This is a genomic window from Pseudomonas sp. Tul2A7, from assembly GCF_054790505.1.
On the sequence record NZ_CP186499.1, the window covers coordinates 3873937 to 3890718 of the forward strand.

A 16782-nucleotide genomic window follows, 5' to 3' on the forward strand; every position below is an offset into this window, starting at 1 on the left:
TGCTTCAGTTGAGTTCTCATTGCGCCCAAAACGTTCTCAAAACGAACATGAAACACAGATATGGTCGGATGATCCGTGCAATTTTGCGCAAGTTAGGCATAATACGCGGCTTCGAATTTTGACCCTTCAGACCTTTTCTTATGCACAAAGAACCTCGTAAGGTCCGTGAGTTTCGTCGCCGCGAGCAAGAAATTCTCGATACCGCGCTCAAGCTGTTCCTCGACCAAGGTGAAGACAGTGTCACCGTCGAGATGATTGCTGATGCCGTGGGTATCGGCAAAGGCACGATCTACAAACACTTCAAATCCAAGGCCGAGATCTATCTGCGCCTGATGCTCGATTACGAGCGCGATTTGAACGAGCTGCTGCATTCGGCCGATGTCGACAAGGACAAGGAAGCGCTGTCTCGAGCCTACTTCGAATTCCGCATGCGCGACCCGCAGCGTTATCGCCTGTTCGACCGCCTCGAAGAGAAGGTGGTCAAGGGCAATCAGGTGCCGGAGATGGTCGAGGAGCTGCACAAGATCCGTGCCTCCAACTTCGAACGCCTGACCCTGCTGATCAAGGGCCGCATCAGCGAGGGCAAGCTCGAAGACGTGCCGCCATACTTCCATTACTGCGCATCCTGGGCGCTGGTGCACGGCGCCGTGGCGCTGTATCACTCGCCGTTCTGGAGCAATGTGCTGGAAGATCAGGAAGGTTTCTTCCAGTTCCTGATGGACATCGGCGTGCGCATGGGCAACAAGCGCAAGCGCGACCCGGAAACGCCGAGCAGCTGAGCCATTCAGCTGTCTTATTGCGCCATGATTTCGCTACATGTCGCAGTACCGCAGGAATATACTCAGGCATAGGGCTTGCTAAAACTTGATTTGTGAGTCAAGTTTTAGCGGCTCGAAATCCTTTCGCCGGAGTGATCATGATCGTTGACCGTCAAGGCAGGCGTTTTCGCAATTTGCGGATCAGTCTGACTTCAGCCTGCAATTACGCGTGTACCTACTGTGTGCCGAACGGCAAGCGGCTGGTGGCTGCGCAGGATGAACTGTCGGCCGAAGCCATGGCCCGCGGTGTGGCGTATTTGATCGAAGCCGCCGGTATCGAGCGCTTGCGCATTACTGGCGGTGAGCCGCTGGTCAGCCCCAAACTTGAATCGTTCATGACCGCCGTCGGCAAGATGGGCCTGGACGACATCAGCCTGACCACCAACGGCCAACTCCTCGCGAAAAAACTGCCGCTGCTGGTGGAAGCCGGTCTGCGCCGGATCAACGTATCCCTCGATACCCTCGACGCCGGCGCGTTCCGCAGCATCGCCCGAGGCGGCGATCTGGCCACCGTGCTCGATGGCATGGATCAGGCGAAAGCGGCGGGGATGAAGATCAAGGTCAATATGGTGCCGTTGCGGGGGCAGAATCTTGATCAAGTGATGCCGCTGCTCGACTACTGCCTGGAGCGTGGATACGAACTGCGCTTCATCGAGCTGATGCGCATGGGCCACTTGGCCAAGGACAACAATGCGTTCCTGCAACAGTTCGTCAGTCTGCAACAGTTGCTGGAGCTGATTGGCGAACGTTATGAATACGCGCAAACCGATGCGCCCGTAGACGCCACCGCCGTGCGTTACGCCATTCCCGGTCTGGGCAACTTTGGTGTGATCGCCAACGAAAGCGTGCCGTTCTGCCGGACATGCTCGCGCTTGCGCCTGTCGTCGACTGGTTGGCTGCATGGCTGTCTGTCGTCGAGCAACCGCCACTATGTCGGTGATCTGCTTGACAAGCCGCGTCATCAGGCGTTGCCAGCGCTGCAGCGTTTGCTGGTCAAGGCGTTGGGCGACAAGCAGGAAGTGGCGTTCTCCGGTGGCGCGACAGTGATGAAAATTATCGGCGGCTGATCAACTGCTTTAGCGAGCAGGCTCGCTCCCACCTTGGAATGTATTCCCCCTGTGGGAGCGAGCCTGCTCGCGAATACGATTTAACCATCAACAAATTTCTTGAGCTGGCGCAAAAGCTGCATCCAACGGCCATTCGCCGGTTTTCCGTCACCGGCCTCTGGAGGAATAGGATGCGTAGCCTGGTTTTGCTGCTGGCCGTTTTGGCGCTTGGCGGCTGTATGACTGTCAGCGATATGGCCGAAGGCACTCGCTATCAGATGAGCGACGCGGGCCTGCTCGATCACAGCGACAGCCGCCGCGTGAACAACTTCCGCATTCAGCCGGACTCATTTATCTACATCGCCCAGGGCGCCTTTGCGCCGCCGGGTGGTTCCTACCCGCGCCCGAACGTAGTGGCTGAAGAGGCCTTCAAGGGCTTCGTCGAATACTTCCCGATGGTCCGCCGTGCCCGCGCGCCGGAAGGTCTCGATCAGGCGATGGGCGAAGCTCGCGATGCCGGTGCGCACTATCTGCTGTACACGCGTTTCGCCAAAGCTGACGACCGCATCGGCAACTCCGATGAGTGGCTCGATGAAGAAGCGGTTGATCGCCTCGGCATCGACGGCGGCGTGATTCAGATCATGTTGATCGAGACCAGCACCCAGTATTTGATTGATACTGCACGGATCAAGAGTCGTGGCGGTTTACTGACGTTCCACGACAGCAAGCCCGAAGACCTGATCGGCCCGCCGCTGGCCCAGTACGCGCGCAGCCTGTTGGGAGTCGGCGACCAATAATTCAAGGAGAACGCCATGAGCGGCCCGCAAAAAGCCAATGACCTGTTGGGACAGATCCCGAAAACCAAAGGCTTGCCGCCGGTGCACTTGTGGAACCCGGACTTCTGCGGCGACATCGACATGCGCATCGCCCGTGACGGCACCTGGTATTACCTGGGCACGCCGATCGGGCGCAAACCGATGGTCAAGCTGTTCTCGACGATCATGCGCCGCGATGGCGATGATTATTTCCTGATCACCCCGGTCGAGAAGGTCGGGATCAAGGTCGACGATGCGCCGTTTGTGGCGATTGCCGTCGAGGTTGAAGGCGAAGGGGAGACGCAGCTGTTGCGCTTTACCACCAACGTTGATGAAACCGCTGAAGCGGGGCCTGAGCATCCGATCCGGGTCGAGATTGATCCGACGACACAAGAGCCCGCGCCCTACGTGCATGTGCGTACCAACCTTGAAGCGCTGATTCATCGCAATGTGTTCTACCAACTGGTGGAACTGGCGGTGAGTCGCGAAATCGACGGGCAGCGTTGGCTCGGTGTATGGAGCGGCGGCGAGTTCTTCCGCATCGGCCTCGAACCTTAAAAGATCGCAGCCTTCGGCAGCTCCTACATGGCGTACACCTGTAGGAGCTGCCGAAGGCTGCGATCTTTTTTGTCGTTGACACTTAATCGTATGATGATTAGCTTGATCACCCATCGCGATCCGCTTTGAGGTGTTCATGTCCAGCAGCTTTCACGCATCCACGGTCGACTGGCTGGGCAGCTGGATCGCCGCTGGCCAGGTCAAACCCGGGCAGACCATCAAGGTCGAGGCCGATCTGGGTGAGCAGCTCGGCGTCAGTCGCACGGTAATTCGCGAAGCAATCAAAACCCTCGTCGCCAAAGGCATGCTCGAAGTCGGACCGAAAGTCGGCACCCGCGTGCTGCCGGTACGGCGCTGGAACCTGTTCGATCCGCAAGTGGTCGGTTGGCTGTCGCGCAACGGCTTGCCGGAAAACTTCGTCGATGACTTGCTCGATCTGCGCCGCACCATCGAACCCATGGCCGTGCGCTGGGCTTGCGAGCGGGCGACCCTGGAACAGATCGAAGCGGTGCAACTGGCCTACAACGCCCTTGAGCGCGCGGTCGACAGCGGCATCGATTACAACCGCGCCGATCAGGTCTTCCACGAATGCATTCTCGCCGCCAGCCACAATCAATTCATCGAACAAATGGTTCCGGCGCTCGGCGCGTTGCTCGCGGTGTCGTTTGAAGTTTCTGCGGCCGACCCGGATGAACTGCGCCGTACGCTGCCGATTCACAAAGACATGGCGGATGCCATCGCGGCGCGAGATTCAGCGCGCGGCGTTTGGGCGTGCATGACTCTGATCGACAACGCGGATCTGGCAATCAAGCGCTTTTACCCGAAAGTCATGGCCGACAAAAAAGCTGGTTAATACACATTTCCCTGTGGGAGCGAGCCTGCTCGCGAAGGCGGTGTATCAGGCAACTCATGCATCGACTGACACGACGCTTTCGCGAGCAGGCTCGCTCCCACATTAAACAACAACAAGATCCGAGGAGTTGATATGCCGTGGACCGCCCTGACCCAACACCGCGCCCAACTCGGTGAAGGCCCGTTCTGGGACGCGCCGACCCAGGCGTTGTACTGGGTCGATATCGCCGGCAAACAGGCCCTGCGCCTGATCGGCCAGAACGTGCAGATCTGGCAGATGCCCGAGCACGTCTCCGCGTTCATCCCCTGCGCCAGCGGTGACGCACTGGTGACCCTGAGCAGCGGCGTCTATCGCCTCGATCTCGACTCCCCAGGCCTCGAACCGCGCCTGACACTGTTCTGCGTCGCCGACCCGCAACCGGGCAATCGTCCCAACGAAGCGCGTTGCGATGGTCAAGGTCGTCTGTGGCTCGGCACCATGCAAAACAATATCGGCGAGCAAGGCGAAGATCTGCCGATCACCCGTCGCTCCGGTGGCCTGTTCCGCGTCGATCCGGATAAACGCGTCACACCCTTACTGCGTAATCTGGGAATTCCCAACACCTTGTTGTGGAGCGATGACGGCACCACGCTGCTGTTCGGCGACAGCCTCGACAGCACACTGCACCGATATTTCATTCACACCGACGGCAACCTCGATGCTGCACAAGTCTTCTACGGTCCCGATCAGCAGGGTGGCCCGGACGGCTCGGCAATGGACGCCGAAGGCTACGTGTGGAATGCCCGATGGGACGGCAGCTGCCTGCTGCGCCTGACACCAGACGGCCACGTCGAGCGCAAGATCGATCTACCGGTCAGCCGCCCGACCAGTTGTGTGTTCGGCGGTGAAGACCTGAAAACCCTGTTCATCACCAGCGCCCAGAGTCCGCACAACCATCCACTGGATGGCGCGGTACTGTCGATGCGCGTGGATGTCGCAGGAAAACTCTGTACGCGCTTTGCGGATTAAATCCCAAAATATGGGATGCAAAATTATATATTGAGATTATTTGGCGGTCGGGTTTATAGTCGGCTCCAGCAGTAACACGCACTCACACTTAAAAAGAACAAAACAGGTGAAGTGATGCAGCGAATGTCTATCGCACTCCCGCGTGGAGTCCGCGTCTCGCAACGGCTCGATGCCGTCGGCCGCGCCTGCCTGTTTCGTTCAAACCGCCTTCCAGACCGGACATCGGCAGATGCCCGTTTTTTTTGCGCTTGCGAAACAGGAGTCCTGATCCATGGCTGAACCTCTTTCCCTGCCGCCGGTGCCCGCACCGCCGAAGGGCGAGCGTCTGAAAAACAAGGTCGTGCTGCTGACCGGTGCTGCGCAAGGCATCGGTGAAGCCATCGTCGCTGCCTTTGCCTCGCAGCAAGCGCAACTGGTTATCAGCGATATCCAGGCCGAAAAAGTCGAGCAGGTTGCCGCCCACTGGCGTGAGCAGGGTTACGAAATCCAAGCGCTGAAGGCTGATGTTTCGCGTCAGCAGGATCTGCACGCCATGGCCAAACGCGCGGTTGAACTGCACGGGCGTATCGATGTGCTGGTCAACTGCGCCGGGGTCAACGTGTTCCGCGATCCGCTGGAGATGACCGAAGAAGACTGGCATCGCTGCTTCGCCATCGATCTGGACGGCGCCTGGTTCGGCTGCAAAGCGGTGCTGCCACAGATGATCGAGCAGGGCGTCGGCAGCATCATCAACATTGCCTCGACCCATTCCAGTCACATCATTCCTGGCTGCTTCCCGTACCCGGTGGCCAAGCACGGTTTGCTCGGCCTGACCCGCGCGCTCGGCATCGAATACGCGGCGAAAGGCATTCGGGTCAACGCCATCGCGCCGGGCTATATCGAAACGCAACTGAACGTCGATTACTGGAACGGTTTCGCCGACCCGCACGCCGAACGTCAGCGCGCCTTCGATCTGCACCCGCCGAAACGCATCGGTCAGCCACTCGAAGTGGCGATGACTGCGGTTTTTCTGGCCAGTGATGAAGCGCCATTCATCAATGCTTCATGCATCACCATCGATGGTGGGCGCTCGGTGATGTACCACGACTGAGCGCAGTGGCTTTCACGCGGATAAATCCGTTTGCAATCCAATCATCATACGATATGACTATTGTCAGAAGATTTTGCAGGAACACGCTTTAACGCTTTTCAAACATTGCTCAAAAAAAATAACAAGGAGTCAGCTTATGAAACGTCGTTTCGGGATTCGTACCCTGTGCAGTACCGCCCTGGCGGTCACCGCGTTCAGCCTGAGCAGTGCGCTGCTCGCTGCCGACACCGTGAAAATCGGTTTTCTGGTCAAGCAGGCGGAAGAACCGTGGTTCCAGACCGAGTGGGCTTTCGCCGAGAAAGCCGCCAAGGACAAGGGCTTCGAACTGATCAAGATTGCCGTGCCGGACGGCGAGAAAACCCTCTCGGCCATCGACAGCCTTGCCGCCAACGGCGCCAAGGGCTTCGTGATCTGCCCGCCGGATGTCTCGCTCGGCCCGGCGATCATGGCCAAAGCCAAACTCAATGACCTCAAAGTGATTGCCGTCGATGACCGTTTCGTCGACGCCAACGGCAAGTTCATGGAAGACGTGCCGTACCTCGGCATGGCCGCGTTCGAAGTCGGCCAGAAGCAGGGCAACGCCATGGTCGCCGAAGCGAAGAAACGCAACTGGGACTGGAAAGACACCTACGCGGTGGTCAACACCTACAACGAACTCGACACCGGCAAGAAACGCACCGACGGCTCGGTGAAATCCCTTGAAGACGCCGGCATGCCGAAGGATCACATCCTCTTCGCCGCGCTGAAAACCCTCGACGTACCGGGCAGCATGGACGCGACCAACTCGGCGCTGGTGAAACTGCCGAGCGGCGCAAAAAACCTGATCATCGGCGGTATGAACGACAACACCGTGCTCGGCGGCGTACGCGCCACCGAAGCCGCCGGTTTTGCCGCGGCCAACGTGATCGGCATCGGCATCAACGGCACTGACGCCATCGGCGAACTGAAAAAGCCTAACAGTGGTTTCTTCGGTTCGATGCTGCCAAGCCCGCACATCGAAGGCTACAAAACTGCAGAGATGATGTTCGAGTGGGTCACCACCGGCAAAGAACCGCCGAAGTACACGGCCATGGACGACGTCACCCTGATCACCCGCGACAACTTCAAGCAAGAGCTGGAAAAAATCGGCCTGTGGAACTGATGCCGCGACGGCCCGGGCAGCCGGGCCGTTTTTTGGTGTGAAGAGGTGGCTTTATGCACGCGCAAGTACAAACACAACAACACAGCGCCAGCGGCAGCCTGCGCTTCAACGGGATCGGCAAAACCTTTCCCGGGGTGAAGGCGCTGGACGCGATCAGTTTCGTCGCGCATCCGGGGCAGGTTCATGCCTTGATGGGCGAAAACGGCGCTGGCAAATCGACCCTGCTGAAAATTCTTGGTGGTGCTTATATTCCGAGCAGCGGTGAGTTGCAGATCGGCGAGCAGACCATGGCGTTCAAATCGACTGCCGACAGCATCGGCAGCGGCGTCGCGGTGATTCACCAGGAGCTGCATCTGGTGCCGGAAATGACCGTCGCCGAAAACCTGTTTCTCGGCCATCTGCCGGCCAGTTTCGGTTTGATCAACCGCGGTGTGTTACGCCAGCGAGCGTTGAATTGCCTCAAAGGCCTGGCCGACGAAATCGATCCGCAGACCAAGGTCGGACGCTTGTCCCTCGGCCAGCGACAACTGGTGGAAATCGCCAAAGCGCTGTCGCGCGGCGCCCACGTCATCGCTTTCGACGAACCGACCAGCAGCCTTTCGGCCCGCGAAATCGACCGCTTGATGACGATCATCGGCCGCCTGCGCGACGAAGGCAAAGTCGTGCTTTATGTTTCCCATCGCATGGAAGAAGTGTTCCGCATCTGCGACGCGGTGACGGTGTTCAAGGACGGTCGCTACGTGCGCACTTTCGAGGACATGAGCCAGTTGACCCATGATCAACTGGTGACCTGCATGGTCGGTCGCGACATTCAGGACATCTACGATTATCGCCATCGTCCACGCGGCGCCGTGGCTCTGAAGGTCTCCGGCCTGCTCGGCCCGGGTCTGCGCGAGCCGATCAGTTTCGAGGCACACAAAGGTGAAATTCTTGGCCTGTTCGGACTGGTCGGGGCAGGGCGCACCGAGCTGTTTCGCCTGCTCAGCGGGCTGGAGCGCAACACCGCCGGACGCCTCGAATTGCGCGGTCATGAATTGAAACTGCGTTCACCGCGCGACGCGATTGCGGCGGGCATTTTGCTCTGTCCGGAAGACCGCAAGAAGGAAGGCATCATCCCGCTGGCCAGCGTCGCCGAGAACATCAACATCAGTGCACGCGGTGCCCATTCGGGTCTCGGCTGCCTGATTCGCGGTCTGTGGGAAAAGGGCAACGCTGACAAACAGATCAAAGCCCTGAAAGTGAAAACCCCGCACGCCGGCCAGCAGATCAAATTCCTTTCCGGCGGCAATCAGCAGAAGGCCATTCTTGGCCGCTGGCTGTCGATGCCGATGAAGGTCTTGCTGCTCGACGAACCCACTCGCGGCATCGACATCGGCGCCAAAGCCGAGATCTACCAGATCATCCATAACCTCGCCGCCGACGGCATTTCGGTGATCGTGGTGTCCAGCGATCTGATGGAGGTGATGGGTATTTCCGACCGCATTCTGGTGCTCTGCGAAGGCGCTTTGCGCGGCGAAATCAGCCGTGACCAGGCCAATGAATCCAACCTGCTGCAACTGGCTTTGCCGCGCCACCGCGCTGACGGCGTGGCGAACTGAGAGGTGACTATGATGACAACCCAAAACGAAACCCTGCCCAAAGAGCGCAAACCTCTGGACATGCGCCGCTTCCTCGACGACTGGGTCATGCTGCTGGCGGCCGTGGGCATTTTTGTCGCCTGCACCTTGCTGATCGACAACTTCCTCTCGCCGCTGAACATGCGTGGCCTCGGCCTGGCGATTTCCACCACAGGGATTGCCGCGTGCACGATGTTGTACTGCCTGGCGTCGGGGCATTTCGACTTGTCGGTGGGCTCGGTGATTGCCTGCGCTGGCGTGGTCGCGGCGGTGGTGATGCGTGACACCAACAGCGTATTTCTCGGTGTCAGTGCGGCGTTGGTCATGGGCCTGATTGTCGGGTTGATCAACGGGATTGTGATTGCCAAGTTGCGCGTCAATGCCTTGATCACGACGTTGGCGACCATGCAGATCGTTCGTGGGCTGGCGTACATTTTTGCCAACGGCAAAGCGGTGGGCGTGTCGCAGGAATCGTTCTTTGTCTTCGGCAATGGCCAGTTGTTCGGCGTGCCGGTGCCGATTCTGATCACCATCGTCTGCTTTCTGTTTTTTGGCTGGTTGCTGAATTACACCACCTACGGGCGCAACACCATGGCCATCGGTGGTAACCAGGAAGCGGCGTTGCTGGCGGGTGTGAACGTTGACCGGACCAAGATCATTATCTTTGCCGTGCATGGGGTGATTGGTGCGTTGGCGGGGGTGATTCTGGCGTCGCGGATGACCTCGGGGCAGCCGATGATTGGCCAGGGTTTTGAACTGACGGTGATCTCGGCTTGTGTGTTGGGCGGGGTGTCGTTGAGCGGCGGGATTGGCATGATCCGGCATGTGATTGCCGGGGTGTTGATTTTGGCGATTATTGAGAATGCGATGAACCTGAAGAACATCGACACGTTTTATCAGTATGTGATTCGTGGGTCGATTTTGCTGTTGGCCGTGGTGATTGACCGCCTGAAACAACGCTGAGTCAAAGGCTACCCTCACCCCAGCCCTCTCCCGGAGGGAGAGGGGGCCGACCGAGTGGTCTTGCGTAATCCGTCGACCTGAAAGTTCTCGTCGACTATGGATTCGGAACAGCACTTTCGGGTCGATTGTGGATTCGGCAAAGTACCTTCAGGTCGGCGAACCTCCACAATATCCCCCATTCAGTCCCCTCTCCCTCCGGGAGAGGGCTAGGGTGAGGGGAAGGGCCGACCGAGGTGATCCGTCAACCTGACAGTGCTCGTCGATTATGGATTCGGCGAAGCACTTTCAGGTCGGCGTACCTCTTGAGCATCCCCATTCAGTCCCCTCTCCCTGCGGGAGAGGGCTAGGGTGAGGGTGCTGTTGATCTTCCCGCCTTCTGTCCGAACTACCAAATATCTCTTGCCCGCCCGCACCCGTTTCGGGTATCAATTTGTACATGATTAGACAGGTACGATTTGACAAGAAACAACGGGTGGTCGACGAACTCGTCCGGCGCATCGAAAGCGGTCTCATGGAGGACGGCTTTCTGTTGCCCGGCGAGCATCAGTTGGCTCAAGAATTCCAAGTCAGCCGAGGCACGCTGCGCGAAGCGCTGGCCGAACTGAAACGGCGTAACTACATCGCCACGCAAAGCGGCGTCGGCTCCATCGTCACTTTCGACGGTGTCGCCCTCGACCAGCGCAGCGGCTGGGCGCAGGCCTTGGCCGACAGCGGGGCGATGATCAATACCGAAGTGTTGCGTCTGGAAGCCGTGACCCGGCCAGACCTGCTATCGCGATTCGGCACTGACCAATTCATCACCCTCGACCGTCGCCGCCGCTCCAGCGAAGGCACGCTGGTCTCTCTCGAACGCTCATTGATGCCGGCCACCGGCGGCCTGGAAAGCCTGCCGCGCGTTGGTCTGATCGACAATTCACTGACCATCACCCTGGCCGCCTACGGCTACATCGGCGAACGCGGCGATCAATGGATCGGCGCCGAACCGTTGAATGCCGAAGACGCCGCACTGCTTGGCCGCCCTGAGGGCACGGTGTTCCTCAAAGCCCTGCGCACCACTTACGACCGGCAGAACCGGTTCATGGAGCTGGTCGAAAGCCTGCTCGACCCGGTGCATTTCCGTCTGCACCTGCAATTTGGAGAATCGAAATGACCGCGCTCAACCGTGCCCTCGGCGCTTTCTATGGCCTGGCCCTCGGTGATGCGCTGGGCATGCCGACGCAATCGCTGAACCGCGAAACCATCAAGACCCGTTTCGGCCAGATCACCGATCTGCAGGACGCAGGTCCGTTGCAGCCGATCGCCGCAAACATGCCCAAAGGCTCGATCACCGACGACACCGAACAGGCCATTCTGGTCGGCGAGTTGCTGGTCGAAGGCAAGGGTCGCATCGAACCGGCAATCCTTGCGCAACGCTTGATCGAATGGGAAGCCGAGATGCAGGCCAAGGGCTCGCAGGATTTGCTTGGGCCGTCGACCAAACGCGCCATTGAAATGATCCTCGCCGGCCATTCGCCGGAAGAGGCCGGGCGCTACGGCACTACCAACGGCGCGGCGATGCGCATTACGCCGGTGGGGATTGCGGCGGATGTTTCTGATCCGGAGCGCTTTATTGCGGCGGTGGTGCAGGCCTGCCAGGTCACGCACAACACCACACTGGGGATTTCCAGTGCGGCAGCCGTGGCGGCGGTGGTATCCGCCGGCATCAACGGCATGGACCTGGGTGAGGCGTTGAACCTCGGTCAGCACATCGCTCAGCAAGCCGAGTCGCACGGGCACTGGGTCGCCGGTGGGCGTATTGCTTCGCGCATCAGTTGGGCGCGCACCATCAGTGTCGATAGCGACAAGGCCTTGCTGGCGGATCTGCTCTACGACGTGATTGGCACTTCGGTGGCGTCGCAGGAGTCGGTGGTGGTCTCGTTCGCGCTGGCGCAGCAAGTGGCGGTCGGTGAGATGAGCGCGTTTGATGCGCTGTGCATGGCCGCCAGTCTTGGCGGTGACACTGACACCATCGCGGCGATTCTTGGCGCGATGCTCGGTGCCTGCCTGGGCCTTGAGAGCTGGCCTGCCGAGATGATTGATACGGTGAAGGCCGTTAATCATCTGGAGCTTGAGCCGTTGGTGCAGGGGCTGTTGGTCTTGCGCTGATTGAACTGACGTCTTCGCGAGCAGGCTCGCTCCCACATTGGATTTGTAGTGTTCACATAACCCATGTGGGAGCGAGCCTGCTCGCGAAGGCCGCACTGCAAATCTTGAATACTTACCCGCAATGGATCGCGCAGACAGGCCGAGGATGGCCGCGATGTCTTGTCGTTTTGCATCATTGCCACAACCACAAAAAAGGCAAACAGGAGCACCTTCATGAGTTCATCAAACGTCGGGCAAAGCGCCGGGCAACTGGAAACCCGCGGCATCGAACCGGTTCCGGAAGCCGAGTGCAACGGCCACCCGCTGCAACTGTTCTGGGTCTGGTTCGCCGCCAACATTTCCATTCTCGGCCTGCCATTGGGCGCGACGCTGGTGGCGTTTCGCGGGCTGGCGATCTGGCAAGCAATTATCGTCGCGATCATCGGTGCTGCCGGTTCGTTCGCGGTGGTCGGGATCATCTCGATTGCCGGTCGCCGTGGTCGCGCACCGAGCCTGACGTTGTCGCGAGCGATCTTCGGCGTGCGCGGCAATATCGGCCCGACGCTGGTCTCGCTGATGTCGCGTCTCGGTTGGGAAACCGTCAACACCACCACTGCCGCTTTCGTGCTGCTGTCGCTGTGCTCGATTCTGTTCGGCTCGCCGGTGGAAGCGAAAAGCGCACCGATATTGACGCTGATCTTCATCGCCATTTTCGTTCTGCTGACCCTGTCGGTGTCCGGTCTTGGCCATGCGACCTTGCTAGTGATTCAGAAGTGGGCGACCTACGTCTTCGGTGCGCTGAACATTCTCGTCGGTGGCTTCCTCTGCGCGACCATCGACTGGAGCGCGGTGTTCAACGCCACGCCAGCGCCGATGAGCGCAATGATCATCGGTATCGGCACCATGGCTGCGGGCACCGGCATCGGTTGGGCCAACGCTGGTGCAGACATGTCGCGCTACCAACATCGCAGCGTCAAGGCTGTGCGACTGGTTGCGTCCGCCGCGTTCGGCGCGGGCATTCCACTGGTCCTGCTGATCACCCTTGGCGGTCTGCTGTCGGTGGGCAACAACGATCTGGCGTCGGCTACTGACCCGATCGTGGCAATCCGCGACATGTTGCCAACCTGGATGGCGGTGCCGTACCTGATCACCGCATTCGGTGGTTTGCTGCTGTCGAACAACCTGTCGGTGTATTCCGCTGGTTTGACCACGCTGACCCTCGGCCTCAAGGTCAAACGCGTCTACGCGGTGGTGGTCGATATTGTCGCGATCTTCGCCGGTTCGATTTACTTCATGCTGATCGCCGATAGCTTCTACGGCCCATTTATCACTTTCATTTCCCTGCTGGCGGTGCCGATCACTGCGTGGGTCGGGATCTTCGTCGTTGATCTGATTCACCGTCACTACTACAGCCCGACAGATCTGCTCGACGTCAGCCCGAGCAGTGCCTACTGGTATCGCGGCGGCATCGAGTGGCGTGCATTTGGCGCGTGGGCGATTGCCATCGTCCTCGGCTTCAGCTTTACCACCATTGGCACCACCGCCGAGAACGTCTGGTTCAAAGGCTTCCTGTCCGACTCTTGGCTGGGCCACAACGGCCTCGGCTGGATCGTGACTTTCGTCGTCGCTGGTGGGATTTACTTTGTACTGGGCGGGGCGAAAGATCGCCGCGCTGCGCAAACCGAGAATGCTCATGCCTAAGATGTTGCACACCGGCCAGGTCATCATCGACCTGGTCATGGCCGTGGATAAACTGCCGCAGATTGGTGGTGACGTGCTGGCGCAGTCGGCCGGTTTCGAAGCCGGTGGCGGGTTCAATGTGATGGCGGCAGCGCTGCGTAACGGCCTGCCGGTGGTATATCTCGGTCGCCATGGCACTGGGCGTTTCGGTGATCTGGCGCGGCAGGCGATGAACGCCGAGGGGATTCACATCGGCATCACCGAACCCGCGCAGAAGGACACCGGTTTATGTGTGGCGCTGACCGATGCGTCGGCCGAGCGCAGTTTCATTTCCTATATCGGCGCTGAAGGTGAGGTGACCGAAGAGGATCTGAACAGCGTTGCCGCCGAGGCGGGTGATTACGTTTACCTCAGCGGCTACAGCTTGCTCCACGAAGGCAAGGCGCAGGCATTGCTCGATTGGACGCTGGCGTTGCCGGACGCGATCAACGTGGTGTTCGATCCGGGCCCGTTGGTGGAATCGCCCGACTCGCCGATGATGCAAGCGCTGCTGCCACGCATTGATGTGTGGACCAGCAACAGTGTTGAAGCGCTGCGGTTTACCGGGGCTGAAGAGATTGCGGTGGCGCTTGATCGTCTCGCTGAGCATCTGCCCAACGACGTGCTGATGGTTGTGCGTGACGGGCCGCAAGGTTGCTGGATTCATCAAGGTGACGAGCGTCGGCATGTGCCGGGGTTTGCCGTGAAAGCCGTGGACAGCAACGGTGCCGGTGATGCCCATGCCGGTGTGTTTGTCGCAGGGTTGGCGCAGGGTTTGTCTGCCCATGAAGCAGCGCGACGGGCGAATGCGGCGGCGGCTTTGGCGGTGACGCGGTGGGGGCCGGCGACTTCGCCGGGCGCGGCTGAGGTGGATGCGTTTATCTTCGATTCCGGAGGCGCCTGATAGATAGCTTTCGCGAGCAAGCTCGCTCCCACAGGGGATTTATGTTCGCCTCAGATCCAATGTAGGAGCTGCCGAAGGCTGCGATCTTTTGATCTTATAAAAGCAAAGATCGCAGCCAACTGCAGCTCCTGCATGATCAGCGATCACATCGCTCAGCTATCCAGCTTGCGCGCCGCCTCAACGCCAGCGGCACTGAGCTTGATCGGCAGGTTCAACGAATGTTCGCCGGCCTCGTTGCAGGTCACATGACCATGGTGAATCAGTCCGCGTTCCTGCAGGGCGGCGAGGGCGCTGGCCACGACTTTCTCGCCCCGGTAATTGTCCAGCACCTCCTTGCCCAGACCACTCGGGTGAGCGTGCAGCAGGCGGGTGAGGACTTCTTTTTCCAGGTTTTTATCGACGTTCATGGTTACCTCTTCATTGGATTGAATAGGACGCTCGCGTCGGCGAACTACTGACCGGAGCCTTCGGAACCGGAGCCACCAGTGGTGGTTTTAGAGCCGACGCCGGGGCCCGCGTTGTCTGGCGTGGCGGGGGCGTCGGGAGTGTTCATGCCGCCCTGACGACCCGGGTCACTGCCCTGCGTGCGCGGGTCGGTCCCGGTGGCGGGAGGCTGATTGATCAACGGCACGCCAGAGCCATCGGTGTTCATTCCGGGGGCACTGTTGATGGCGGGCGCGCGTGGTGGGGTCGGATCGGTAGGGCCGGTGCCCGCAGCGGTGGCGGATGCGGCGAAAACCGCAGGGCAGAGCAGGGCGCTGAATACGAAAGCGGTCAACCTTGACGGGATCATAGGGCGTCTCCAGTGATTGGAATCCTTACCTGTCGTTGGTCTGCCCGGTGAGCGGATTGGTGCCTGATCAGCGACGAACGGTCTGCATTGCCGTTGCCGTTTTGAGCTTGAGTCGACGCCAGAGCAGACGACCCACGGTGATCAGCCAGTTCACAAGTGCCACAGCCAATACCGTGAGCAGCAGCGTCGCCATGCCCTGTTCAACGATGATTTTCCCGGCCAGCAAAGGGAAACCGAATACGCCGATAAAGTAAGCAAGGCTGAACAGAAGCAATGCCTGTGACGTGGTGCCGGTCGGCGCTTCGTTAGCCGCAAGTCCGTTGATCACCGAATACGTCAGCCCATACCCGACGCCGAGCATCAACGCCGCCAGCAAATAGGTGAATCCACTGTGTACGCCGAAGGCGAACAGCACGATCGAGCCGAGCATCAGCCCCGACAACAGGCAAGAAGCGCGCAGCGGATCACGCTTGACCACATAGCCGGCGATCAACATCCGGCTGCTGATTGCCGCACTCATGAAACCGAGAAAGAACAACGAATAATCCAGCGAGCGTGCCGCCGCGTAACTGGTCTGAAAACTCGACAGACCGCCGAATACGCAACCGCCGAGACCAACCATGATGATCGGGAACAGCGCGCGCGAACCGAGCACTTGGGTGGTCGCTCGCCAAGTGATTCTCGCGGTCGAGGTTACTTGCGTGCTTTTCAATCGAGCCCCGAGTTGCCAGAACAACAGCACGCCAACCAGGCTCGCCAGTGCCGCCAGATAAAACGCCGAGGTCACCGGCAAACCCACTGCACTCGCCGCACGACCTAGCAGCGGCCCGCTGCCGATACCGGACATCATGCTGCCCGACAACAACGCAAAGTACTTGGCCCGCTGCGCCGGCGTCACCAGACTGGCGACGATGATCGGCCCCAACGTATAGAAAACACCCCAACCCAATCCCAACAGCAAGCCGAAAAACAACAGCAAATGCCCAAACCCCGGCGTCATCGCAAAACCCAGGCTCGCCGCTACCAGCAACAGACCGAATACTGCAATCGAGCGCGCCGCGCCGAGCCAGTCCGACAGATGCCCGGACACCAGTACCGCAACAAACGTACTGAGCATCGCCGCCGAAATCACACTGCCGGCATCGTGTTCATTGCCGCCGCGAGAGCCGATCAGCAGCGACAGCAAAAACGTCGAGCCATAGGACAGCGACAGCAGATAACTGGCGAGACAGAACAGGCCGAACAGCTTGCCTGAAACCTTGGGTGTTGCTGGCGACATGACGCGGTTCCTTGACCGGAAAAATTCAGCGTCGTCTGTTTAACACGTCAGGCAT

17 protein-coding genes are annotated in these 16782 nt (G+C 59.6%); 14 read left to right on the forward strand and 3 right to left on the reverse strand.

The window, feature by feature from the left end:
- Positions 1 to 140: 140 nt before the first annotated feature.
- From ACOYXJ_RS17470 to ACOYXJ_RS17535, 14 genes are all read left to right on the forward strand, one after another.
- Positions 141 to 779, forward strand: coding sequence for a TetR/AcrR family transcriptional regulator (locus tag ACOYXJ_RS17470; RefSeq protein WP_007908276.1), 639 nt, complete (start codon positions 141 to 143; stop codon positions 777 to 779).
- A 137-nt stretch (positions 780 to 916) separates the two neighbouring features.
- Entirely contained in the window at positions 917 to 1885 is a 969-nt protein-coding gene (locus tag ACOYXJ_RS17475; protein WP_150793078.1) for a GTP 3',8-cyclase MoaA, read from the forward strand.
- Between the two features lie 170 nt (positions 1886 to 2055).
- On the forward strand, positions 2056 to 2661 hold the full coding sequence (locus tag ACOYXJ_RS17480; protein ID WP_007908280.1) for a DUF4823 domain-containing protein: 606 nt from the start codon (positions 2056 to 2058) through the stop codon (positions 2659 to 2661).
- A gap of 15 nt (positions 2662 to 2676) precedes the next feature.
- The gene (locus ACOYXJ_RS17485) at positions 2677 to 3237 is read left to right on the forward strand and encodes a DUF1285 domain-containing protein (protein ID WP_150793077.1); all 561 of its coding nucleotides are present in this window, start codon (positions 2677 to 2679) and stop codon (positions 3235 to 3237) included.
- A gap of 136 nt (positions 3238 to 3373) precedes the next feature.
- Entirely contained in the window at positions 3374 to 4090 is a 717-nt protein-coding gene (locus ACOYXJ_RS17490; protein ID WP_095120571.1) for a FadR/GntR family transcriptional regulator, read from the forward strand.
- Between the two features lie 132 nt (positions 4091 to 4222).
- Complete coding sequence (locus ACOYXJ_RS17495) at positions 4223 to 5098, forward strand: SMP-30/gluconolactonase/LRE family protein (protein WP_460370694.1); 876 nt, start codon at positions 4223 to 4225, stop codon at positions 5096 to 5098.
- A 271-nt stretch (positions 5099 to 5369) separates the two neighbouring features.
- Positions 5370 to 6188 carry an SDR family oxidoreductase gene (locus ACOYXJ_RS17500; protein WP_460370697.1) on the forward strand — a complete coding sequence of 273 codons (819 nt, stop codon included), beginning with the start codon at positions 5370 to 5372 and terminating at the stop codon, positions 6186 to 6188.
- Positions 6189 to 6324: 136 nt separating this feature from the next.
- A complete protein-coding gene (locus tag ACOYXJ_RS17505) occupies positions 6325 to 7329 on the forward strand; it encodes a substrate-binding domain-containing protein (RefSeq protein WP_460370700.1) in 1005 nt (334 codons plus the stop codon).
- A 53-nt stretch (positions 7330 to 7382) separates the two neighbouring features.
- The gene (araG, locus tag ACOYXJ_RS17510) at positions 7383 to 8927 is read left to right on the forward strand and encodes an L-arabinose ABC transporter ATP-binding protein AraG (protein ID WP_460370702.1); all 1545 of its coding nucleotides are present in this window, start codon (positions 7383 to 7385) and stop codon (positions 8925 to 8927) included.
- Between the two features lie 12 nt (positions 8928 to 8939).
- Positions 8940 to 9908: an L-arabinose ABC transporter permease AraH gene (gene araH / locus ACOYXJ_RS17515; RefSeq protein WP_026000669.1), complete on the forward strand. Its 969-nt coding sequence runs from the start codon at positions 8940 to 8942 to the stop codon at positions 9906 to 9908.
- Positions 9909 to 10344: 436 nt separating this feature from the next.
- The gene (locus ACOYXJ_RS17520) at positions 10345 to 11058 is read left to right on the forward strand and encodes a GntR family transcriptional regulator (RefSeq protein WP_123595145.1); all 714 of its coding nucleotides are present in this window, start codon (positions 10345 to 10347) and stop codon (positions 11056 to 11058) included.
- On the forward strand, positions 11055 to 12053 hold the full coding sequence (locus tag ACOYXJ_RS17525) for an ADP-ribosylglycohydrolase family protein (RefSeq protein WP_460370706.1): 999 nt from the start codon (positions 11055 to 11057) through the stop codon (positions 12051 to 12053). The genes ACOYXJ_RS17520 and ACOYXJ_RS17525 overlap by 4 nt, the downstream gene beginning before the upstream one ends.
- A 213-nt stretch (positions 12054 to 12266) precedes the next feature.
- Entirely contained in the window at positions 12267 to 13733 is a 1467-nt protein-coding gene (locus tag ACOYXJ_RS17530; protein ID WP_150793073.1) for a purine-cytosine permease family protein, read from the forward strand.
- Positions 13726 to 14655, forward strand: a complete 930-nt coding sequence (locus ACOYXJ_RS17535) for a PfkB family carbohydrate kinase (protein WP_150793072.1) — start codon at positions 13726 to 13728, stop codon at positions 14653 to 14655. The genes ACOYXJ_RS17530 and ACOYXJ_RS17535 overlap by 8 nt, the downstream gene beginning before the upstream one ends.
- A gap of 152 nt (positions 14656 to 14807) precedes the next feature.
- On the opposite strand, the gene ACOYXJ_RS17540 is transcribed toward ACOYXJ_RS17535, so the two are convergent.
- From ACOYXJ_RS17540 to ACOYXJ_RS17550, 3 genes are all read right to left on the reverse strand, one after another.
- Positions 14808 to 15062 (reverse strand): hypothetical protein, encoded by a 255-nt coding sequence (locus ACOYXJ_RS17540; protein ID WP_064588665.1) that lies wholly within the window; start codon positions 15060 to 15062, stop codon positions 14808 to 14810.
- A 44-nt stretch (positions 15063 to 15106) separates the two neighbouring features.
- Positions 15107 to 15448, reverse strand: a complete 342-nt coding sequence (locus tag ACOYXJ_RS17545; RefSeq protein ID WP_007908306.1) for a hypothetical protein — start codon at positions 15446 to 15448, stop codon at positions 15107 to 15109.
- A gap of 67 nt (positions 15449 to 15515) precedes the next feature.
- The gene (locus ACOYXJ_RS17550; protein WP_460370710.1) at positions 15516 to 16727 is read right to left on the reverse strand and encodes an MFS transporter; all 1212 of its coding nucleotides are present in this window, start codon (positions 16725 to 16727) and stop codon (positions 15516 to 15518) included.
- Between the last annotated feature and the right edge of the window lie 55 nt (positions 16728 to 16782).